Consider the following 20,805-nt stretch of genomic DNA (forward strand, 5'->3'; position numbering starts at 1 on the left):
CGGCTTTGGAGGCGCGATGCGCATCACTGTCACCGTCGACGGAACGGCATACACGGACGAGGTGGAGCCGCGACTGCTCCTCGTCCATTATCTGCGGGACCGGCTCGGCAAGGTCGGCACCGTCATCGGCTGCGACACCGGAAACTGCGGGGCGTGCACCGTTCACCTGAACGGTCACAGCGTCAAGTCCTGCTCGGTGCTCGCCGTGCAGGCCGACGGCGGCGACGTCCTCACCGTCGAAGGTCTGTCCCGGAACGGGACGTTGCACCCCGTGCAGCAGGCGTTCCGCGACAACCACGCCCTGCAGTGCGGCTACTGCACCCCCGGCATGATCATGCAGACTCTCGACCTGCTCGCCGAGGAACCCGACCCGGACGAACGGGCGGTCCGGCTGGGGTTGGAAGGCAACCTGTGCCGCTGCACCGGGTACCAGAACATCGTCAGCGCGGTCCAGGACGCGGCGCAGCGGTTGCGCGGCGGCGGCACCGCGGAAACACCGACGGCGGATGCACCGAAGACCGACACCGCGCAGGGAGGTGTGCGATGACCGCCACCGCCGAACCGGAAATCGGGAAGGCCCGCACACGCAAGGAAGACGAGCATCTGGTCACGGGCCGCACCCGCTGGACCGACAACCTGGTGCTGCCGGGCATGCAGCATCTGGCGATCCTGCGCAGCCCGTTCGCGCACGCCCGCATCACCGGTGTCGACGCCTCCGCCGCCCGCGAGATGCCCGGTGTCGTCGCGGTCCTCACCGGCGCCGATCTCGCCGGCGAGCAGGGCAGCCTGCCGTGCGCCTGGCCGATCACCCCGGACATGAAGTCGCCGCCCGCCCCGTCGCTCGCGGTCGACCGTGTGAACTTCGCCGGCGAGGCCGTCGCGGTCGTGGTGGCGCGCAGCGCCTACGAGGCGCACGACGCACTCGAGGCGATCGACGTCGAGTACGACGAACTGCCGGTCGTGCTCGATCTCGCGGCCGCGGCCGCCGACGGCGCCGACCTCGTGCACCCGGATCTCGGGACGAACGTCAGCGCCACCTGGACCTTCGATTCCGCCGAGGCCGGCACGGGCGGTGACGTCGAGGATGCCATCCGCGACGCCGAGGTACTCGTCGAGCGGACGTTCCGGCAGCAGCGGCTGATCCCGGCGTTCATGGAACCCCGCTCGGTGGTGGTCGACCCGACCGGCGCCCAGATCACCATGTGGTCGGCCACCCAGATCCCCCACATCCTGCGGCTCATGCTGGCGATGACGCTCGACATCCCGGAGCACAAGCTGCGTGTCGTCGCCCCGGACGTCGGGGGCGGTTTCGGCGGCAAGCTCCAGGTGACGCCGGAGGAAGTGATCGCACTGCTCGTCGCACGGCGACTCGGCAAACCGGTCAAGTACACCGAGTCCCGCAGCGAATCGATGGTCGCGGCCCATCACGGGCGCGACCAGATCCAGAAACTGACCCTGGCCGCCCGCCGCGACGGCACCGTCACCGGGATGAAGGTGGAACTGCTCGCCGACATGGGCGCGTACCTGCGGTTGGTCACGTCGGGGGTGCCGATCCTGGGCGCGTTCATGTTCAACGGCATCTACAAGTTCCCGGCGTATCACTTCACGTGCACCAACGTGTTCACCGACAAGGTGCCCACCGACGCGTACCGCGGGGCGGGGCGCCCGGAGGCGACGTTCGCGATCGAGCGGATGATGGACGAACTCGCGACCGAGCTGTCGCTGGATCCGCTGGAATTGCGGGCGAAGAACTGGATCACCCACGAGGAGTTCCCGTTCGACACCGTCGCGGGCCTGACGTACGACTCCGGCAACTACGAGGCGGCCACCGCGCATGCGCGGGAGCTGTTCGACTACGACGGGCTCCGGCGCGAGCAGGCGGAGCGCCGCGAGCGGAAGGACCCGGTGCAACTCGGCATCGGGGTGTCCACGTTCACCGAGATGTGCGGTCTGGCGCCGTCGCGCACCCTCGGCGCCCTGGCCTACGGGGCCGGCGGCTGGGAACACGCGGCGATCCGGATGCTGCCCACCGGCAAGGTCGAGGTGGTCACCGGTTCCTCGGCGCACGGCCAGGGACACGAGACCGCGTGGAGCCAGGTGGTCGCGGATCAGCTCGGGGTTCCGTTCGAGGACGTCGAGGTGTTGCACGGCGACACCCAGACGTCGCCGCGTGGCATGGACACGTACGGTTCCCGGTCGCTGGCGGTCGGCGCGATCGCCGTCGTGAAGGCTGCCGAGAAGGTGATCGCGAAGGCCCGGCCCATCGCGGCGCACCTGATGGAGTGCGCCGAGGACGATCTCGAGTTCACCGAGGGCCGGTTCCGGGTGAAGGGCACCGAGAAGGCGGTCGGCATCGCCGATGTCGCGCTCGCCGTGTTCGCCGCGCACGACCTGCCCGAGGGTGTGGAACCGAATCTGGATTCCGAGGCCGCGTACGACCCGGAGAACTTCTCGTTCCCGCACGGCACGCACCTGTGCGCGGTGGAGGTGGACACCGAGACCGGGAAGGTCGGCATCCGCTCCTACGTGTGCGTCGACGACATCGGGCACGTGGTCAACCCGCTGATCGTGGAGGGGCAGGTGCACGGCGGACTCGCCCAGGGCATCGCGCAGGCCCTGTACGAGGAGGCGGTGTACGACGAGTCCGGCACCCTGCTGTCGGGTTCCTTCGCCGAATATCACGTGCCGTCGGCGGCGGATCTGCCGACGTTCACCACGGGCCGCACCGAGACACCCGCCACCGGTAATCCGCTCGGCGTCAAGGGAGTCGGTGAAGCGGGGACGATCGCGTCCACGCCGGCCGTCGTCAATGCCGTCCTCGACGCCGTCCGCCAGTTCGGGGTGCGTGACGTCGAGATGCCGTGTACACCGATGCGGGTCTGGAACGCCATCCAGTCCGCTCAGGGAGGTGCCCGATGATTCCGTCGACCTTCGACTACGTGGCCCCGACCACCGTCGAACAGGCCGTGGCCGCGCTCGCCGAGGCCGGGGAGGACGCCAAGATACTCGCGGGCGGCCAGAGCCTGCTGCCGGTGCTGCGGCTGCGGTTGTCCTCGCCGAGCACGCTCGTCGACCTGGGCCGGATCGGTGAGTTGCGCGGTGTCCGCGACGACGGGGACAGCCTCGTGATCGGCGCGATGACCACGTACTACGACCTGATCCGCGACCCGCTCGTCCACGAGCACGCACTGCTGCTCGTCGAGGCCACCCGCACCGTCGCCGATCCGCAGATCCGGCACCGTGGCACGCTGGGTGGCGCTCTGGCGCATGCCGATCCGGCGGGCGACCTCTGCGCCCCCGCACTGGCACTCGACGCCACCCTGACCGCCGTGGGTACCGCGGGCAGGCGGAGCATCCCGGTCGCCGACTTCTTCGAGGGCTACTACACCACGACGCTGCGACCGGACGAGATCCTCGTGGACGTGCGGGTTCCCAAGCACACCGGCTGGGAGGCGCGGTACGAGAAGTTCAACACGGTCGCGGAGGCGTGGTCGATCGTGGCGGTGGCCGCGACGATCCAGGTCGACGGCGGCACGATCCGGCAGGCCCGGGTGGCACTGACCAACATGGGGTCCGTGCCGGTGCGGGCTCGCGGCGTCGAGGACGCGCTCGTCGGCAATGCCGCGGACCCGGAGCTGATCCGGGCGGCGGCCGAGCACGCCGCCGAGGGTACCGACCCGGTCACCGACGGCAACGCCGACGCCGAGTACCGCAGCCACCTCGCGAGAGTGCTGACTCGGCGGGCCGTGGCGACGGCGGTCGGCGTCTGAAGGGTTCCGGCAGCCGTCAGGACCGCGGGTCGCGGCTCGCTTCCACGGCCTGCTCGGTGGCGTCGCAGACCACCACGGGGTGCGGTTCGAGAACGTTGTGCAATTCGATCACCGGGAGATAGCTGCCGGCGTCCGGCCTGCGCACCGTCACCCGCACCCGCTGGTGCCGCATCAGGTACAGGGCCGCGCCGATCCCGCTCACCAGGGAGATCGCGCCGCCGATCACGAGCGGGGCGCGAGGGTCGAGGACGTCCGCCAGCCATCCCAGAACGGGGCTGCCCAGCGGGGTGCCGCCGAGGAAACAGAGCATGTAGATGCCCATCACCCGGCCGCGCATCTCGGACGGCACGGACATCTGCAGGATGTTCATCGCCGCCGTCGTGAACGTCAGAGTGAGCGCGCCGGTCGGGACGAGCATGATCGCGACCAGCACGTAGGTGGGCATGAGTCCCACCAGGATCTCGAAGGCGCCGAATGCGGCCGCAGCCCCGAGGAATGTGCGCAGCCGCGGCGGGGTCTTGCGTTTCGCGGCGATCGTGGCGCCGGCCAGCGTGCCCACGGCGAGGGTCGTGGACAGCAGTCCGTACGCGTCCGCGCCGCGATCGAATGTGTTGCGGGCGAGAACGGCGAGACTGATCGGGAAGTTCAGCCCGAACGTCGACACCATGAACACCGCCACCATCAGCACCCGCAGGTCGGTGCGGCCCCACACGTACCGGAAACCCTCGCGGACCTGTCCTTTCCCGCGTTCCGCCTGGGGCGCCGTGAACAGTTCGCGGGTATTCATCATCAGCAGGGCGATCAGTACCGCGGTGAACGTGCCCACGTTGAGCAGGAACACCCACCCCGTGCCGATGAGGGTGATCAGCACACCGGAGATCGCCGGGCCGATGATGCGAGCCGTGTTGAACGTCATGGAGTTCAGGGCGATCGCATTGGGCAAGGACTCCTTGCCGACCATCTCGATGGTGAACGACTGCCGCGTCGGCGCGTCGATCGCCGACGCGCAGCCGAGCAGGAACGCGATGAGGTAGACGTGCCACAGGGCCACCAGCCCGCCGACGTCCAGCAGCCCGAGCACCAGCGCGCACAACGCCATCGACACCTGCGTCGCGATCAGGATGCGACGCTTGTCGTACCGGTCGGCGAGGACGCCGCCCCACACGGACAGGAACAGGGTTGGGCCGAACTGCAGCGCCATCACGATGCCGACCGCGAGCGCGTTGCCGTTCGACAACGTCAGGACGAGCCAGTCCTGCGCCACCCGCTGCATCCACGTGCCGACGAGGGAGACGATCTGCCCCGACGCCCACAACCGGTAGTTCCGGGTGCGGAGAGCGGCGAACATGCCGGTCTTCGGCTGGGCTGAGTCGGTGGTCTCGGATTCGGGCGGCACACATCCATCTTGCTCCCGGACCCGGCGCACCATCGACCGGCCCGGGGTGGACATCGGTGGCCGGACCACCTCGGATGCCGGCTACGTTCTCCGGCAAGGGGTTTCCGCGCAGCCGCGTCGGGCTACTCCGAGTCGGCGACGATGGACGTGATGATGCCGACCGCGTCGCGGAGGGTCTTCAGCTGAGCCTCGTCGAGCCCGGACAGCCGCTCGTTCATCCACGCCTCACGGGCGTGGGTCTCGTCGGCGATCAGCGCATGACCGGCGTCCGACAGCGTGACGATGATCTGCCGTCCGTCGGTGGGATGCGGTGCCCGCTCGACCAGCCCCAGTTCGACCAGCGAAGCGATGACCCGGGTCATCGACGGCGGCTGCACCTTCTCACGCGCCGCGAGATTGCCCGGCGTCATGGCGCCGTCGCGGGCAAGGGTGGCCAGAGCCGACAGCTGGGTCAGCGATACCTGGGCGTCGACGCGGCGCCCACGCAGGTGACGCGTGAGGCGCACGACAGCCAGGGAAAGGTCGCTGGCGAGTGCTCGCGTATCCGTGGTCACGGGAATGACAATACGGGACCGATCGGCCGCCGTTTACGTTACTGCGTCGGTGATCGGACCGACCGCGAAGTAGGCCACGAAGAGGAGCGCCACCACCCACATCAACGGGTGAATCTTCTTGATACCACCGCTCGCAGCATTGAGGACGACCCACGACACGAATCCGACGCCGATGCCGTTGGCGATCGAGTACGTGAACGGCATGACGGCGATGGTGAGGAACGCGGGCAGCGCGATCGAGAACTGGGTGAAATCGATGTCGCGGACCTGACCGATCATCATTGCGCCCACCACGACCAGCGCCGGCGCGGCGGCCTCGATCGGCACCACCGAGTACAGCGGGGTCAGGAACATCGCGGCCAGGAACAGCAGTCCCGTCACCACATTCGCGAGTCCGGTGCGGGCGCCCTCGGCGATACCCGAGGCGGATTCCACGAACACGGTGTTGGACGACGCCGATGCGCCGCCACCGACGATGGCGCCGGTGCCCTCGACGACCAGGGCCCGTCCGATGTTGGGCAGGTTGCCGTCCTCGTCGGTGAGACCGGCCTCCTTGCCGAGCCCGGTCATCGTGCCCATGGCGTCGAAGAAGTTGGCGAGCACGAGCGTGAACACCAGCAGGCTGGCGGCGAGTACGCCGATGCGGGTGAACGCGCCGAAGATGCTGACGTCGCCGACGAGGCTGAGATCCGGAAGTTCCGCCAGCACATCGGGAGCGGCCGGGACGCTGAGGTTCCAGCCCTGGGGGTTCACGCCCAGCGACGGTCCGACGCCGGCGACGGCCTCGATGATCGCGGCCAGCACGGTGGTGACGACGATGCCGATCAGCAGACCGCCGCGCACCTTGCGCACCACCAGAACACCCATCAGCAGCACACCGAACACGAACGTCACGGTCGGCCAGGAGGAGATCGATCCGTTGATGCCCAGGCCGACGGGGACGGTGGTGCCCGCGACGTCCGGGATGCGCCGCACGAACCCGGCGTCGACAAGACCGATGAACGCGATGAACATGCCGATACCGGCGGCGATGGCGGATTTGAGCTCGGCCGGAATGGCATTGAAGACGGCCGTCCGGAATCCGGTGAGCGCCAACACGACGATGATGACACCGTCGATCACCACGAGGCCCATCGCCTCGGGCCAGGTGACCTGCGGTGCGATGGTGACGGCGAGAAGACTGTTGATGCCCAGGCCCGCCGCGATCGCGAAGGGATAGTTCGCGACGACCCCGAACACGATGCTCATCAGTCCCGCCACCAGGGCTGTGACCGCGGCCACCTGGTTGACCGGGAGGATGTTGCCGAGGACGTCGGTCTTCGCGACGGCGTCGTCGGCGGAGAAGCTGCCGAGGATGAGCGGGTTCAGCACCACGATGTATGCCATCGCGACGAACGTCACCACTCCGCCGCGGACCTCCGCGCCTACCGTCGAACCACGCTCGGTGATCTTGAAGTAGTTGTCGAGCAGTTTCGGAGCAGCACCCATTGTTCAGTCCCCATCGCCAGAAGTCGCGCGTCGCCCTTGGAGATTAGGGCACCACGGCGAGGGTAGCGTTCATTCGGTGAACGAATCCGCAGATCGCCCACCCCTCACTCAGCGCCTCGCCGACCCGCGACCTGCGCTGATACTGGGAACGCTGGCGTGGGCGGTCGCGATCGTCGTGGTGATCGTCACGGGCGACCGGTGGTCGGATGCGCTTCCGACGTGTATAGCGGGGGTCGTCGTCGGATTCCTCGGCTACGGACTGTTCGCGTTGCAGCGGCGGGCGGCCCGGCGCGGCAGCCGCGGGGCACAGCAGGGACTGCTCTAGATCTCGCTGGAGGTCAGGGCGCGGCGGGGCCGGGTGCGGGTCAGCAGGATCCAGAACGCCGCCCACAGCACACCGAATGCCCACCCGGCGAGGACGTCGGTCATCCAGTGCGCGGCGAGGTAGACGCGCGACAGCCCCACTGCCAGCGTGTACAGCACCAGCAGGAAGACCAGCGCGATCCGGACGTGCCCCACCAGCACGACCCGGAGGGTCACGGCGACGAGAACGCTCGCGAGGATCGCGGTCATCATCGCGTGGCCGGACGGGAACGAGAACGACGAGATCTCCACCAGCCGATCCGGCAGAGGCGGGCGCTGCCGCTCGAACAGATTCTTGAGCGTGGTCATCACGGCCAGACCCGACAGCATCGCGCCGGCCACGAGGACTGCTTCGCGCCGACGGTCCTGGAGCAGGAGGGCGATCGTCAGGACGGTGGACACGATCCAGGCCGCGACCGTTCCGCCGCTGTGCGTGACGACGGTGACGACGTCGATCAACCACGGTGTGCGGTCCCCGACGGCACTGTCGAGAACGCTCTGGTCAAACGACACCGGCGGCGCCCCACGTGCCTTCGGCCCACGACTCGGAGCAATGGGTGGTCCCCTGCTCGTCCACCCACCACGGGACCGCGATCTCGGTGTCGACCGCGCCCGTGAGCTTCACCGTGAGCCGGGGATGGACGACGACGGGACCGTGCGGCAGGTCGCGGCCCAGTGCGGCGAAGGCGAGCACCGCGGCGGGTTCGCGATCCCACGACGATGCACGGCCGGAGCCGGTGACGGTGCCACGGATCGCCGCGGACGCGAGGGGGAGGTCGAGCAGATCGGCGAGAGCCTCGGCGGTGTCCAGGCTCCCGACCACCAGACGCTCGCGCGGCACCGCGGCGGCCAGCCACGGTGCGTCCAGCACCAGGGCGTCGCCGGGGTCGACGAGTGCGCCCGTCAGGCCGCGCACGTGTTCGGGCAGGTGAATTTCCTCGAGGTCGAGAAAATGCGCGGCCGCGGCGAGCAGGCTGTGCGCCCGCGCGATCACCGCCGGGCTCGGTTCGCGATCCGGATCGGCCAGTCGATCCAGGAGTAGCTGTGCCAGTTCGGGAGAGTCGACCGTCGACGGCGCCAGGGCCGCCGCGAACACGGCGGACTCCGGGTGCTCGACGGGGTCGAGCAGTCCGGCGAACGTCTCGTCGGCGGGATCGCGGAGCAGACCGAGCACCTGACCGTCCACCTCCGCGTTGTGACGGAGCCACCAGGCCGTGTACCCGGCGCGGTCGGCGAGCAGCGGACGCGCCGACGGGTCCCGGGCCAGCATCGTGAGTGCCCGGGGCCAGCGGTCCTCGTCCACCAGATCCAGGTCGCGCACGGCCCCGATCTCGTCGGGGTCGTCGTCGAGCGTGTCCCACCAGCGGTCCTCGTCGTCGAGGTCGTGGTCGGGGCCGGTGGGGAGTTCGGCGCGCAGCACGGTGAAGCCCCAGCCGACGCCCACCGCGCGGAGGGCGTCCTCCCCCACCCGCTCGGCGAACGCGGCGTCCACGCCCGTGAACGGTGAGTCGTCGACCAGGACCTCGGCGAGAGGCGCTCCGGGCAACAGCAATTCGTCCGCGCCGCGCAGCTCCCCGTCGACATCCGGGAGGGGCAGCTGTCCGAGCCACGACGGCAGTGTGCCGGGGTCGACGCGCCCGGCGAGTGCCAGCACCGCGGTCGACAGTTCTTCTGCCGCCGCCGCGTCGTCGGGGTCGAGGTCCTCGATCTCGGCCCGCAACGCCGGATCCGAGAGCAGGTCGACGGCCGTGGCGGTCTTCGCGCCGAGCCTCGACAGCAGCGGGTGCGCGGCATCCGGGTGGACGAGCCGCGTCCAGTCGACCCCCAGGACACCGTCGATGTCGTGCCCCAGCAACACCGTTCGCGGACCGGTCACCGTGCGTCCGTCGGACAGCGGAACCGGGATCGACGCCAGCTCCTCCGCCGCGAGGGCGTCGACAGCCAGCGGTTCGAGCGCCGCATACAGGCGCTGCCACCAGGACGGTGCGCGTTCGATGCCGCTGAGAAGTTCGGTGAGGCGGGCCAGGCCGAGGCGGTGGGCGTCGACGGCGGCCAGCGCGGGTGCCCAGCGCGGCCCGGACAGATCCGGGACGACCAGGCCGTCGACGATCTCGGCGAGGAGTTCGGCGAGTTCCTCGGTGAGCCCGGGGACCACCGACGCCCGAGTCGGGGCCTTGTTCGTGCCGCCGACGGTCGGCAGCCAGGGCTGCTCCCGGAGTTCGGTGACGAGGTGGTCGCGCAACGCCGAGTCCACCTCGCTGCGTGCGAATGCGGGAACGGGAACCAGCGACAGTCGCTGCTCGGGCGGCACGGCGGCCACGAACTCGGCGTATCCGGACGCCAACTCGGCGATCGCGGCGCCGGGCAGGATGCGCCTGCGGTCGGGTTGCATGGCGATGTCCGCGACGAGGATCGCGGGTATCGACAGTTCCTCGTCCGACCGGGTGGGCGCACGCAGGACGTCCTCCGTCACGGGTGAGACGACGCCGTCACGGACCGGGACGAGCCAGCGTGCGCGCCCGGACTCGTACAGCCACCAGCGGTCGTCGCCGATCGCGACCTCGGTCAACCCGGAATCGAGTGGTCGTTCGCGGCGACGGAACTGCTTGTCGCCCACGGTGATCGAGACGAGTGCCGGCAGTTCGAGCAGAAGGTCGGGCGCCTCGCGGGCCATGTAGGCGAGCATCGACTCACCGTCCACGTCCTCGCGCAGCGTCAACACGACTTCCGACGCCGCGCCTGCGGCCGGGCGGTTCTCCGTCGGCCACGCCAGCCGCAGGGCGGGCACGTCCGCTCCCGGGTCCGCACCGTCGAGTGCCCGGAGTTCCGACCTCGTCCGTTCCCCGGAGAACAGCACCGAACCGGACGTCGACCGCAGTTCGACCTCGTCGCTCACCGACAGCACCGCCGTGAAACCGACGCCGTAGCGGCCGACGGTCGTCCCGGACTTGTTCGACGCCCGCAACGCGACCAGCGCCTGGACTCCCGGCTCGTCCAGCGGGGTGCCCGTATTGGACACGCTCAGGACACGTCCGTCGAGTTGCACGGACAGCTCGCCGGGCACTTCGGCGCGGGCGGCGGCGTCGGCCGCATTCTGCGCCAGCTCGGTGAGGAGCCGGTCACGGTAGCCGGCGCGCGCCAGATCGGATTCGGCCGCCGCATCCTCCCGCAGACGGGTCGGGGACGTTCGCCACGCCAGAAGCGTCGAATCCCTCAGGGCGGCGGTGCCGAAAGGATCGGCTAGCTGGTCGATGCGGATTCCTCGGCCTCGGTGACCTCGGCAGCGGCTTCGGGCTCGTTCTCCGTCTCGGCGACGGCCCGCTCGACCATCTCGACGGCCCCGTCGTCGTAGGCGGCGAATTGCGGCGAACCGGCACCCGAGGGCAGCAGGGTGTCGGAGTGGGCGCCGCAACCGTAGGTGGCGTCGACCACGTGCCCGTCGGCGGCCATCTCGTTGCCGCACACCCCGAACGACGCGTGCAGCGAACCGGCGAGCGGGAGGTAGAAGCCGCACAGCCCACACGTCGACGGCGCGGCCTTGGCCATCTCGGAATCGGGGCCGTAGTCGCCGTCGTGCCAGCGCTCGGCAGCGTCGACGCGACCCTCGAGGCTCATCACCTGCTTGCGACCCAGGCCGAGTTCGAGGGCGACCTCGTCGATCTCGGGGTCACCCGTCGCCACATAGCCCGGGACGAGGCGGGGGTCCCCGGCCGGCGGTGCCAGCAGATCGCCCGCGGACAGGTCGCCGGGGCGAATGCGCTGATCCCACGGAATCCACTCGGGTGCGACCAGCGCATCGGGTCCGGGGAGGAGGGCGAGCTCGCTGACGGTGGCGTGGTCCGCTTCGGGATCGGCAGCCACCACCACCGCCCACTGCCAGCCCCGGTAGCCCGGAAGGTCCGCAACGAAACGGTGAGTCGCGGCGCACGCGTCCTCGGACGTGACGCCCAGGTAGTCGCCGACTCCCCCTTCCTGCAGTTGGACCAAGGCGGTTCGGGCGAGCTCGACGGCGTCGGTCAGTACGGGACGCGCCACTGCGCGCTCGTCGGAAGAAGCAACACTCACACCACCAGTTTGCCGCACCACCGCAAGTGCGTGCCCACCTGGGCTGTCATGCTGGTCCGATGACCGGCCGGAGGCACCTCGTCCCAGCCCTGCTCGCGGTGGCGTGGATGGTCACCGCGTGCTCCCCGCAGAGTCCCGTGGCGACGGGCGCGTCCGGCGCGGACCTTCGCGTGGAGATCCTCCGCACCCTCGACCACGACCCGAATGCGTTCACCCAGGGACTCGAGATCGACGGCGCCGAATTGCTCGAGGGCACCGGTCGCCCCGGTGAGTCCTGGGTACAGGCCACCGACCTCGACAGCGGCACCGTCCGGGCGCGCGCGGACCTGCCGTCGCCCCTGTTCGGCGAGGGCATCACGGTGAACGGCGGCACGGTCTGGCAGCTGACGTGGCGCGACGGGGTGGCCGTCGCCCGGGATCGCGCGACACTCGCCGAACAGCGGCGGGTCCCGTTCGACGGCGAAGGGTGGGGCATCTGCGCGTTGCCCGACGCCCTCGTCACCAGTGACGGCTCACCCACCCTCACGTTCCGCGACCCGGTCACGTTCGAACCCCGGCGCACCGTGCAGGCAGTGCACGACGGAAGCCCCCTGTCCCGCCTCAACGAACTCGACTGCGCGGACGACGGCGCGATCTACGCGAACGTCTGGACCACCGACACCCTCGTCCGCATCGATCCCTCGGACGGGCGGGTCACCGCGGAGGTCGACGCCTCGGCCCTCCGCGACGCGCTTCCGCCGGGCCCGCGGGACGTCGACGTCCTCAACGGCATCGCCCAGATCCCGGGAACGGACCGCTTCCTCGTCACCGGAAAGTACTGGCCGCGCATGTTCGAGGTGCGGTTCGTTCCCTGACAGGCCGATCTGACCAGCATTGGCCGGGGTTGCTGTGGTCGCATGTCTCCCGACTAGGACAGAATTAGGGAGTGACCGGACCGCGCGAACCCTACGAGCCTGACGGCGGTCGGGCTCCTGACGAGAATTCCGGGCCCCCCGTTCATCCCGGCTACGACAAATACCCGCCGGCCGCACGCTCGGGAGGTCGACGCACACCGCTCCCACCCCTCCATCCGGTCGGCGGCGGGCAGCGTCCCCGTTCCGACGAGGAGCGGGCCGACGCCCCCAAGGCGCCGCCGATGCCGCGCAAACTCACCGTCACCCGGGTCGCGGCGATGCGCAGCCGGGAACTGACCAACAAGGGCATCGCGACGTTCCATCGCGCGGCCAAGGCGGACGGAGCGGACAAGTCGGGTCTGACCGCGCTCACCTATGCGGTGATGGCCAACAACGCCACCGACGCGGCCATCGCCGTCGCCCTGGCGAACACCCTCTTCTTCTCGGCCGCGACGGGCGAGGACAAGACGAAGGTCGCGCTGTACCTTCTGATCACCATCGCCCCGTTCGCCGTCATCGCTCCGCTGATCGGTCCGATGCTCGACCGGCTCCAGCACGGCCGACGCGTCGCACTGGCCACGTCGTTCGGCCTCCGGACGATCCTGGCGATCGTTCTCGTCTTCAACTTCGACAGCTGGGTGCTGTATCCGGCCGCCCTCGGAATGATGGTGCTCAGCAAGTCCTTCTCGGTGCTCAAGAGTGCGGTCACACCACGTGTGCTGCCACCGGAGATCGACCTGGTGCGGGTCAACTCCCGGCTCACCGTGTTCGGACTTCTCGGCGGAACCATCGGCGCCGGCGCCCTCGCGGGTGGTCTCGCCATGGCCACCGGGTCCGTCGGCGCGTTGTGGTTCGCGGCCGTCATCACTGCACTCGGCGCATACCTCAGCATGCGGATCCCGTCGTGGGTCGAGGTCACCGAGGGTGAGGTCCCCGCCACCCTCACGTACCACGGCGACGAACACCCGACCGAGGTCTTGGGACGCACCCGGGTGCTGCAGCCCGAGGCGCCTGCCACCGCGAAATCCGGTAAACGCAGGCAACCGCTCGGCCGCGCGGTCATCACCGGGTTGTGGGGAAACAGCACCATCCGCGTGCTCACCGGGTTCCTCACGCTGTACATCGCGTTCGTCGCGAAGTCGAGAACCGACCACGAGCCGCTCGTGCAGGCCGCCATGCTCGGCCTGGTCGGCGCCGCCGCAGGCATCGGCAACTTCGCCGGCAACGCCGCAGGCGCCCGGATCAAGCTCGGCCGCCCCGCCCTCATCGTGCTGCGCTGCACGGGTGCCGTGTGGATCATCGCCGTCCTCGCCGCGATCACCGACAACCTGCTGACTGCCGCCCTGGCAACCCTCGTCGCGTCGGCGGCCAGCGCCCTGGCCAAGGTGTCGCTGGACGCCTCGCTGCAGCACGACCTGCCCGAGGAATCGATCGCGTCCGGATTCGGCAGATCGGAGACGGTCCTACAGCTGAGCTGGGTGGTGGGCGGCGCGCTGGGCGTCCTCCTGCCCACCGAATACTGGATCGGATTCTCCGTGGTCTCTGCCGTCATGACCATCGGGCTCGTCCAGACCGTCCTCACCTACCGCGGGAGCACCCTCCTGCCCGGGCTCGGCGGAAAACGTCCCGACCTGGCCGAACAAGAAGTGACCGAGCCCCACTCGACCCACCGGGCCGACCGATCGACAGGAAATGTGAAGTAAGTGAGAATGCAGGCGCGAACCAAGAAGATCCTGGCACTGATTGCAGTGGGGCTGATGGTGGTCCTGGTGGCCTTCGTCGGAGTCCTGTACGCACTCGTCCGCAACTCCTCGCCCCGCCTGCCCGAGATCACGGCCTTCGCGCACAACCGAGCCGAGCAGGTCCCCCCGCTGGCGTACTGCAACCTGTATCTCGAGGACTGCACAACCGGAGACCTCGCCGAACTCGACGTGCCGCCCGGATCCGCGCTGCAGCTGTCGTTGCCGCAGGAGATCGTCGAGGCGCCGTGGCGCATGCTCGTCGTCTACCAGGACGCGTCGGGACAGGTCATCGTCCAGGAACAGGCTCACCGCGCCGGTGAGACCCGCGCCGTGACCGTGCCGTCCTCGGAGGACCTGCAGCTGGCGGGCGTCGAGATCCAGCTGCCGTCCGCCGTCATCGACGAGCAGGGGCTCACGCAGGCCCGGGCCGCCTGGTCGATCAAGACCGCCTAGAACGACCCCTCACGAAGAAAGGCCCCGCGCCGAAGCGCGGGGCCTTTGTTCGTCGGTCGAATCAGCTGTCGAGCTCGCGCGCGACGGCGCGGACCACCTCGGAGATGCGCTGGGCGGTCTTGCGGTCCGGGTACTTGCCCTTGCGCAGGTCGGGTTGGACCTTCGCCTCGAGCAGCGTGATCATGTCCTCGACCATGCCGTGGAGTTCGTCCGGCGTGTGCTTCTTGGCGGACGGCTCCTTACGCGCGGCGTTCTGACGCAGCGACGGCGCCGGGTCGAGCACCTTCAGGCTCAGCGCCTGGGGTCCGCGTCGACCGGCGGCCATGCCGAACTCGACACGCTGGCCGGCCTTGAGGCCCTCGACGCCCTCGGGAAGAGCGGACGAACGCACATAGACGTCCTCCCCCTCCTCCTGCGACAGAAAGCCGAAGCCCTTTTCGACGTCGTACCACTTCACCTTGCCGGTCGGCACCGCGTTCACCCGCTCATCACTTGGAGTGCAGTTGGTTGCACTTGGTATGCAAAACAGCGCGCCCCACCTCTGGTGCGGGACGCGCAGTGCCCACAGTCTACCTTGCAGACACCCCCTCCGGCATTCGGGTTTCCAGGCACTATCGTTGCTGGTGTGGCCCACGAATCGACTCCTTCGAGCACTCCTCACACGCCCCGGAGGGGCGACGGACTACTGCGCGTCGCGCTCGCCCTCTTCGCGATCGGCTTCGTCGCGATCGTGGCGATCTTCCTGACCCCGGTGCTCTCCGATTCCGAACCGGGCCTCGTTCTCTATCTCATCGCCCTCGCGTGCCCGATCGGATTCCTCCTCGGAATCGTCGCGGCACTGAGGCAGGGCAGACGCTCGCGCTGACACACCCGACCACCGACCGATGGGACGATCATGAGAATTCTGCTCAACATCATCTGGCTGATCTTCGGCGGTCTGTGGCTGGCGCTGGGGTATTTCGTCGCGGGAATCCTCTGCTGCATCCTGATCATCACGATCCCGTTCGGCATCGCGTCGTTCCGAGTCGGCGTCTACGCACTGTGGCCGTTCGGGAAGACCGTGGTCGACAAGCCGACGGCCGGTGTGGCCTCGCTGATCGGTAACGTCATCTGGTTCGTCATCGCTGGTCTGTGGCTCGCGATCGGGCACGTCGTGACGGCAGTCGCCATGGCGATCACGATCATCGGGATCCCGCTCGCGGTCGCGAATCTCAAGATGATTCCCATCTCGCTGATGCCCCTCGGCAAGGACATCGTCGACGCTCCCCAGTGATGTGAGCTTCCTCACATAACGGCCCGGTAACGGAAGGGCAACGGCTCGGCGATACGCACGACTTGTCCCCACTAGCTGGGAAGAGTCTCTGCGCGCCCAATGAGGCCCCGCAACAGGCGAAGACACTCCGCGTTATCAAATGGTGACACTGCGGCCTCGGCCCGTTACCGTCGTCACCGGCCGAGGAAACATCGGCCACATCCGGCCCGCCGCGCCAAGCCTCGTCCCGCGGGTACCGGAGTCCCGACGAAGCATTCCAGGGACGAGGACGGGGGACCCAAAGTCCTCCAGGGAACGCAAGTTCTCAGACGGACACCGGTCCGAATGTGCCTCGCACACTCGGATCTTGGGGTGAAGCCAGACCCTCTCCAGCCAGGAGAGGCGAGGCCGGGCGACCTCTCAGCCCGAACCCGACAGCTGACCTCGCAGGCGCGTGTGGAGAGGATCTCGACCACTATGAGCGGACGCCATCGCAAGCCCACCACCACCGGCCGCACCGTCGCCAAGGTCGCCGTCACCGGCGCCATCATGGGCGTCGCCGGAGCAGCCTTCTCGGGCACCGCGAACGCGGCACCCGACTCCGACTGGGACCGCCTCGCGCAGTGCGAGTCCGGCGGAAACTGGGGCATCAACACCGGAAACGGCTTCCAGGGCGGACTCCAGTTCTCCCCGAGCACCTGGAACGCACACGGCGGAACCCAGTACGCCGCCACCGCCAACCAGGCCTCGCGTGAAGAGCAGATCGTCGTCGCCGAGAAGGTCCTCGACTCCCAGGGTTGGGGCGCATGGCCGTCCTGCTCCTCGAGCCTCGGCCTGAGCAGCGCACCCACCCAGCGCAACGCCCCCGCCACCGTGCCCGAGGCCCCCGCGGCGCCGGCACTCCCCGACCTCACGGGCGGCGTCCCCAGCACCAACGGCACCTCGCAGTACGCCGGTGTCGTCGACAACGCGATCGAGGCCGTCAAGGCTCAGGGCATCGCGATCGATCCCCAGATCCTGCAGCTCATCGACGCGAACAAGGGACTGCTCCCGCAGTAATCCCCCGCAATTCACAGAAGAGGGGCCCTGCACCGATCCGGTGCAGGGCCCCTCTTCTGTCGTCGGGTCAGCGGTTGATCACGGTGTGCGGATGCGCGTAGGGCAGCGAGTCCGCCGGCAGCGGGAACTCGGTGTCCTCGCCGAACGGGGACAATCCGCCCGCACGGCTCGACGACAGTTCGGTCACGGCGCTATCTCCATCGGCGGTTTCGGGCCACCCTGGATCCACGTACTGCTTCTTCGAATTGTTAGCCACGGTGCCATTTTGACAGGAGCGTTCGGCGACGTACAGCCCAGGTCTCTAATCTGATAGTCGATGACCGACACCGACGACGCCACCGCGAGCACCAACGGCACCGCTGCCTCCCCCCGCGGCGCCGCGACCCTCGCGGATTGGCTGGCCGCGCGCAGCGACGCCGAACTGACGGATCTGCTCCACAAGCGCCCCGACCTGGCGGTCCCACCGCCGGCCACGATCGTCGTCCTCGCCGGCCGCGCCGAACAGCGGGCATCGGTGGCCCGCGCGGCCGACAACCTGACGTCGCTGGACTTCGGCATCCTCGAACTCCTGGCGCTCGAACGGGCCGACGAGGTCGCCGTGCCGCGGGCCACCCTGCAGGACGCGGTGGGGTCGCGGGCGACGAAGAAGACCGTCGACGCCACGCTGGACGGCCTGCGGTCCGTGGGGATCGTCTGGGGTGACAAGACGTCGCTGCGCATCGTTCCCGCTGTCGTGGCCACCATCCCGTGGCGGGTCGGGCGCAGCGCCGAACCCGTCGAGACGCTCGACGAACCCGGGATCACGGCCGCGCTGGCCGGACTGCAGAGCGTCGAGCGGGACATCCTCGAGACCCTGTCGAAGTCGAGTTCGATCGGACGGACCCGGGACGCGGCCCCCGGAACACCCCCCGACCGTCCCGTGCAGCGGCTCCTCGCCGCCGGGCTGCTGCGGTGGATCGACGAGGAAACCGTCGAACTGCCCTATCAGGTGCGGCAGGTCCTGCGCGGGGAGGCCGTCTTCGACCCCACCTCGCTGGCCCCTCCCACCGTGACCGGCCGCAAGCACAAGCCGGCCGACATCAATGCCGCCGCGGCAGGTGAAGCGCTCGAACTGGTTCGCCACTGCGAGGACGTCGTCAAGGCTCTCGGCGAGGTCCCGGCGCCCGCGCTGCGGGCGGGTGGTCTCGGTGTCCGCGAACTGCGGCGGATCGCCAAGACGTCCGGCATCGACGAGAACAGGCTGAGCCTGCTCGTCGAACTTCTCTCGGCCGCGGGACTGATCGCGAGCGGCACCCCGGACCCGGCCCCGACGACCGACAGCGGGGAGAACTACTGGGCCCCGACCACCGCGGTCGACAACTGGCTCACGGCGCCGGTCGCCCGGCGGTGGCACGCTCTGGCCGCGGCGTGGCTGGAACTGCCGCGCATGGCGTGGTTCATCGGCATGCGCGACGCCAACGACAAACCGGTCGCCGCGCTGTCCGAGGAAGTGCGCGCGCCGTCGGCACCGCGCGACCGGCAGGCGATCCTCGGACTGCTGGCGGAGCTGGGCAGCGGACACTCGGCGGATCCCGCGGAGGTCAGCCGACTGCTGGCGTGGCGTCGCCCCCGCTGGGGTGCCCGGCTGCGGGTCCACGCGGTGGATCGCACCCTCGACGAGGCCGCGACGCTCGGACTCGTCGCCCGCGGGGCACTCAGCTCACCCGGACGCGCACTGCTCCACGGCGGCGACGCCGAGGCCGAGATGCACGCGTCGCTGCCCGAACCCGTCGACCACGTCCTCGTCCAGGCCGACCTCACCGTCGTCGCCCCCGGACCGCTGACACCGGAGCTGCTCGAGCAGATCACCCTGGTCGCGGACATCGAATCCGCCGGTGCGGCGTCGATGTACCGGATCAGCGAAGACAGCGTCCGGCGCGCCCTCGACGTCGGGATGACGGCAGCCGAACTGCACAGCCTGTTCGCCACCCGGTCGCGCACACCCGTTCCGCAGTCGCTGTCGTATCTGATCGACGACGTCGCGAGACGGCACGGCCGGCTCCGGGCGGGAGTCGCGGCGTCCTTCGTCCGCTGCGAGGACCCCACGCTGCTCGCGGAAGTCCTGGCGTCGCCGGTCGCTGCATCTTTGGCCCTGCGCGCGTTGGCTCCGACGGTCGCGGTGTCGCAGGCACCGCTGCGGGAAGTACTGGGCGAACTGCGGGCTGCCGGTTTCGCGCCCGCAGGCGAGGACTCGTCCGGCGCCCTGGTCGACCTGCGTCCCCGCGGCGCCCGGGTCCTGACCCGGCGCAAGGCTCCCGCCGGCCGCACCCCGGCCGTCGCCACGGATGCCCAGCTCGACGCGGTCGTCCGAACTCTCCGCGCAGGTGACCTGGCCGCGTCGGCCAAGGGTTCCGGCAGCATCCGGTCCGACGGGTCGCGCGCCAGCAGCGCCGCGACCATCGCCCTGCTCAACGCGGCGGCGCGGGAACGCACCAGCGTGACCATCGGGTACGTCGACGCGCAGGGCGTGGCGACGCACCGCATCGTCGATCCCGTGAGCGTCGGCGGCGGTCAGCTCGACGCGTTCGACCCGGCGAGCGGCGCGGTCCGGCGGTTCACCCTCCACCGCATCACGTCGGTCGCCCGCGTCGTCTGACCCGTGAGTACTTGTTAACCACGGGCGGTTAACAAGTACTCACGGGTCAGATAACGATTCTGCGCAAACGCCGAGGAATTCCGGGGCGCGCAATACCGTGATGCTGGTATGTACCTGGCCGGGGACGATTACCAGGAGGCAGAACCGTGATTGTCACTGCAACGAAGCCGTCACATGGTTGGTTAAGAAGCGTCGTCCGGCTGATGGTTGCCGTGGTGATCCTGCCGCTGGCGTTCGTCCTCGTCGGCGGCGGAACGGCGTCCGCCGACCCGTACAGCCGTCTGCGCGAGCACTGGGTCGACGCCCCCGGCGGGGTCGGGCAGATCAAGGTACGCATGTGGCTCGCGAACAACGGCAGCAACAAGGCCCTGTACCTCCTCGACGGCCTCCGCGCGACCAACGACGTCAGCGGGTGGGAGCACGAGACCAACGCCGCGTGGCTGTCCGATCACGGGATCACCGTGGTCGAACCGGTCGGCGGGCAGTCCAGCTTCTATACGGACTGGTACGCGCCCAGCAACACCAACGGTCAGCCGTACACCTACAAGTGGGAGTCGTTCCTCACCCAGAACCTGCCCGACTTCCTGGCGAACAACTACGGCATCAGCCGCACCAGCAACGCCATCGCCGGACTGTCGATGGGCGGCAACGCGGCGTTGATCCTCGCCGCCTACCACCGCGACCAGTTCACGTTCGCCGGCTCGATGTCGGGGTACCTGAACCTGTCGGCGCCGGGCATGCGTGAGGCGATCCGGGTGGCGATGCTCGACTCCGGCGGCTACAACTCCGACTGCATGTGGGGTCCGCCGTGGGATCCGGCGTGGCTCCGCAACGATCCGTTCGTCGCCGCGCCGCTGCTGCGCGGACTACCGATGTGGATCTCGGCGGGCGCCGGCCTCCCGGGCCCGCACGATCAGCCGCAATCAGCCATCGACGTGTTCAACGTCGGAACCGGCATGGGCCTCGAGGCCATCGCGCTGGCCCAGAACCGTGCGTTCCAGGTGCGGCTCGACACCCTCGGCATTCCCGCGCACTACGACTTTCCGGCGACGGGAACCCACAGCTGGGGATACTGGCAGGACCAGCTGTGGGCCATGCTGCCGATGATGAAGGCGTCGATCGGCGCCTGACCGTG

The 20,805-nt window shown here is 69.3% G+C and carries 20 protein-coding genes and 1 riboswitch; of the genes, 12 read left to right on the forward strand and 8 right to left on the reverse strand.

Features of this window, described 5'->3' with window-relative positions:
• Nucleotides 1-16: 16 nt before the first annotated feature.
• The 3 genes from WKC72_RS35635 to WKC72_RS35645 are packed head-to-tail and all read left to right on the forward strand — an operon-like array spanning nt 17 to nt 3,770.
• Nucleotides 17-547, forward strand: a complete 531-nt coding sequence (locus tag WKC72_RS35635) for a (2Fe-2S)-binding protein (protein ID WP_128639861.1) — start codon at nt 17-19, stop codon at nt 545-547.
• On the forward strand, nt 544-2,919 hold the full coding sequence (locus tag WKC72_RS35640) for a xanthine dehydrogenase family protein molybdopterin-binding subunit (RefSeq protein WP_370181134.1): 2,376 nt from the start codon (nt 544-546) through the stop codon (nt 2,917-2,919). The genes WKC72_RS35635 and WKC72_RS35640 overlap by 4 nt, the downstream gene beginning before the upstream one ends.
• Entirely contained in the window at nt 2,916-3,770 is an 855-nt protein-coding gene (locus WKC72_RS35645) for a xanthine dehydrogenase family protein subunit M (protein ID WP_037234543.1), read from the forward strand. Before WKC72_RS35640 ends, WKC72_RS35645 begins: the two co-directional genes overlap by 4 nt.
• A 16-nt stretch (nt 3,771-3,786) precedes the next feature.
• Here WKC72_RS35645 and WKC72_RS35650 read toward each other — a convergent pair whose 3' ends face one another.
• The 3 genes from WKC72_RS35650 to WKC72_RS35660 form a co-directional block, all read right to left on the reverse strand.
• Nucleotides 3,787-5,118 carry an MFS transporter gene (locus WKC72_RS35650; protein WP_037234670.1) on the reverse strand — a complete coding sequence of 444 codons (1,332 nt, stop codon included), beginning with the start codon at nt 5,116-5,118 and terminating at the stop codon, nt 3,787-3,789.
• Nucleotides 5,119-5,288: 170 nt separating this feature from the next.
• Nucleotides 5,289-5,720, reverse strand: a complete 432-nt coding sequence (locus WKC72_RS35655) for a MarR family winged helix-turn-helix transcriptional regulator (protein WP_005244136.1) — start codon at nt 5,718-5,720, stop codon at nt 5,289-5,291.
• Between the two features lie 33 nt (nt 5,721-5,753).
• Entirely contained in the window at nt 5,754-7,208 is a 1,455-nt protein-coding gene (locus tag WKC72_RS35660; RefSeq protein ID WP_268791528.1) for an NCS2 family permease, read from the reverse strand.
• A gap of 76 nt (nt 7,209-7,284) precedes the next feature.
• On the opposite strand from WKC72_RS35660, the gene WKC72_RS35665 reads away from it, so the two are divergent.
• The gene (locus tag WKC72_RS35665) at nt 7,285-7,533 is read left to right on the forward strand and encodes a DUF2530 domain-containing protein (protein WP_009478020.1); all 249 of its coding nucleotides are present in this window, start codon (nt 7,285-7,287) and stop codon (nt 7,531-7,533) included.
• On the opposite strand, the gene WKC72_RS35670 is transcribed toward WKC72_RS35665, so the two are convergent.
• The 3 genes from WKC72_RS35670 to WKC72_RS35680 form a co-directional block, all read right to left on the reverse strand.
• The gene (locus WKC72_RS35670; RefSeq protein WP_037234549.1) at nt 7,530-8,084 is read right to left on the reverse strand and encodes a phosphatase PAP2 family protein; all 555 of its coding nucleotides are present in this window, start codon (nt 8,082-8,084) and stop codon (nt 7,530-7,532) included. The two genes, WKC72_RS35665 and WKC72_RS35670, sit on opposite strands and share 4 nt — an antisense overlap.
• The gene (locus WKC72_RS35675) at nt 8,074-10,635 is read right to left on the reverse strand and encodes an ATP-binding protein (protein ID WP_370181135.1); all 2,562 of its coding nucleotides are present in this window, start codon (nt 10,633-10,635) and stop codon (nt 8,074-8,076) included. Before WKC72_RS35675 ends, WKC72_RS35670 begins: the two co-directional genes overlap by 11 nt.
• A 176-nt stretch (nt 10,636-10,811) precedes the next feature.
• The gene (locus WKC72_RS35680; protein WP_370181136.1) at nt 10,812-11,657 is read right to left on the reverse strand and encodes a DUF3027 domain-containing protein; all 846 of its coding nucleotides are present in this window, start codon (nt 11,655-11,657) and stop codon (nt 10,812-10,814) included.
• A 38-nt stretch (nt 11,658-11,695) separates the two neighbouring features.
• On the opposite strand from WKC72_RS35680, the gene WKC72_RS35685 reads away from it, so the two are divergent.
• From WKC72_RS35685 to WKC72_RS35695, 3 genes are all read left to right on the forward strand, one after another.
• Entirely contained in the window at nt 11,696-12,490 is a 795-nt protein-coding gene (locus tag WKC72_RS35685; protein ID WP_370181137.1) for a glutaminyl-peptide cyclotransferase, read from the forward strand.
• Nucleotides 12,491-12,561: 71 nt separating this feature from the next.
• Entirely contained in the window at nt 12,562-14,232 is a 1,671-nt protein-coding gene (locus WKC72_RS35690; protein WP_037234560.1) for an MFS transporter, read from the forward strand.
• A 6-nt stretch (nt 14,233-14,238) separates the two neighbouring features.
• On the forward strand, nt 14,239-14,724 hold the full coding sequence (locus WKC72_RS35695; protein ID WP_037234561.1) for a DUF2771 domain-containing protein: 486 nt from the start codon (nt 14,239-14,241) through the stop codon (nt 14,722-14,724).
• A gap of 61 nt (nt 14,725-14,785) precedes the next feature.
• On the opposite strand, the gene WKC72_RS35700 is transcribed toward WKC72_RS35695, so the two are convergent.
• Nucleotides 14,786-15,196: a cold-shock protein gene (locus tag WKC72_RS35700; RefSeq protein WP_005255275.1), complete on the reverse strand. Its 411-nt coding sequence runs from the start codon at nt 15,194-15,196 to the stop codon at nt 14,786-14,788.
• Nucleotides 15,197-15,349: 153 nt separating this feature from the next.
• Between WKC72_RS35700 and WKC72_RS35705 the strand changes: the two genes are divergently transcribed.
• The 3 genes from WKC72_RS35705 to WKC72_RS35715 all read left to right on the forward strand — a co-directional run bounded on the left by WKC72_RS35705 (nt 15,350) and on the right by WKC72_RS35715 (nt 17,035).
• Nucleotides 15,350-15,589 carry a hypothetical protein gene (locus WKC72_RS35705; protein ID WP_072944834.1) on the forward strand — a complete coding sequence of 80 codons (240 nt, stop codon included), beginning with the start codon at nt 15,350-15,352 and terminating at the stop codon, nt 15,587-15,589.
• Nucleotides 15,590-15,619: 30 nt separating this feature from the next.
• Complete coding sequence (locus WKC72_RS35710; RefSeq protein WP_370181138.1) at nt 15,620-15,997, forward strand: YccF domain-containing protein; 378 nt, start codon at nt 15,620-15,622, stop codon at nt 15,995-15,997.
• 234 nt (nt 15,998-16,231) lie between these two features.
• Nucleotides 16,232-16,445, forward strand: a riboswitch (cyclic di-AMP (ydaO/yuaA leader).
• A gap of 8 nt (nt 16,446-16,453) precedes the next feature.
• On the forward strand, nt 16,454-17,035 hold the full coding sequence (locus WKC72_RS35715) for a transglycosylase family protein (RefSeq protein ID WP_037234566.1): 582 nt from the start codon (nt 16,454-16,456) through the stop codon (nt 17,033-17,035).
• 67 nt (nt 17,036-17,102) lie between these two features.
• On the opposite strand, the gene WKC72_RS35720 is transcribed toward WKC72_RS35715, so the two are convergent.
• Nucleotides 17,103-17,291 (reverse strand): hypothetical protein, encoded by a 189-nt coding sequence (locus tag WKC72_RS35720; protein WP_025431899.1) that lies wholly within the window; start codon nt 17,289-17,291, stop codon nt 17,103-17,105.
• Between the two features lie 60 nt (nt 17,292-17,351).
• Between WKC72_RS35720 and WKC72_RS35725 the strand changes: the two genes are divergently transcribed.
• Both WKC72_RS35725 and WKC72_RS35730 read left to right on the forward strand, forming a co-directional pair.
• A complete protein-coding gene (locus WKC72_RS35725; protein WP_370181139.1) occupies nt 17,352-19,670 on the forward strand; it encodes a helicase-associated domain-containing protein in 2,319 nt (772 codons plus the stop codon).
• Nucleotides 19,671-19,816: 146 nt separating this feature from the next.
• Nucleotides 19,817-20,800, forward strand: coding sequence for an alpha/beta hydrolase family protein (locus tag WKC72_RS35730; protein ID WP_245973359.1), 984 nt, complete (start codon nt 19,817-19,819; stop codon nt 20,798-20,800).
• Nucleotides 20,801-20,805 lie beyond the last annotated feature (5 nt).

It is taken from the genome of Rhodococcus wratislaviensis (assembly GCF_041228765.1).
Lineage (GTDB): Bacteria > Actinomycetota > Actinomycetes > Mycobacteriales > Mycobacteriaceae > Rhodococcus_F > Rhodococcus_F wratislaviensis.

Bases quoted from the DNA above. Each gene is read 5' to 3' on its own strand.
- WKC72_RS35635 (WP_128639861.1), top strand. From the start codon at position 17: ATGCGCATCACTGTCACCGTCGACGGAACGGCATACACGGACGAGGTG.
- WKC72_RS35640 (WP_370181134.1), top strand. From the start codon at position 544: ATGACCGCCACCGCCGAACCGGAAATCGGGAAGGCCCGCACACGCAAG.
- WKC72_RS35645 (WP_037234543.1), top strand. From the start codon at position 2,916: ATGATTCCGTCGACCTTCGACTACGTGGCCCCGACCACCGTCGAACAG.
- WKC72_RS35650 (WP_037234670.1), bottom strand. From the start codon at position 5,118: ATGTTCGCCGCTCTCCGCACCCGGAACTACCGGTTGTGGGCGTCGGGG.
- WKC72_RS35660 (WP_268791528.1), bottom strand. From the start codon at position 7,208: ATGGGTGCTGCTCCGAAACTGCTCGACAACTACTTCAAGATCACCGAG.
- WKC72_RS35685 (WP_370181137.1), top strand. From the start codon at position 11,696: ATGACCGGCCGGAGGCACCTCGTCCCAGCCCTGCTCGCGGTGGCGTGG.
- WKC72_RS35695 (WP_037234561.1), top strand. From the start codon at position 14,239: ATGCAGGCGCGAACCAAGAAGATCCTGGCACTGATTGCAGTGGGGCTG.
- WKC72_RS35710 (WP_370181138.1), top strand. From the start codon at position 15,620: ATGAGAATTCTGCTCAACATCATCTGGCTGATCTTCGGCGGTCTGTGG.
- WKC72_RS35715 (WP_037234566.1), top strand. From the start codon at position 16,454: ATGAGCGGACGCCATCGCAAGCCCACCACCACCGGCCGCACCGTCGCC.
- WKC72_RS35725 (WP_370181139.1), top strand. From the start codon at position 17,352: ATGACCGACACCGACGACGCCACCGCGAGCACCAACGGCACCGCTGCC.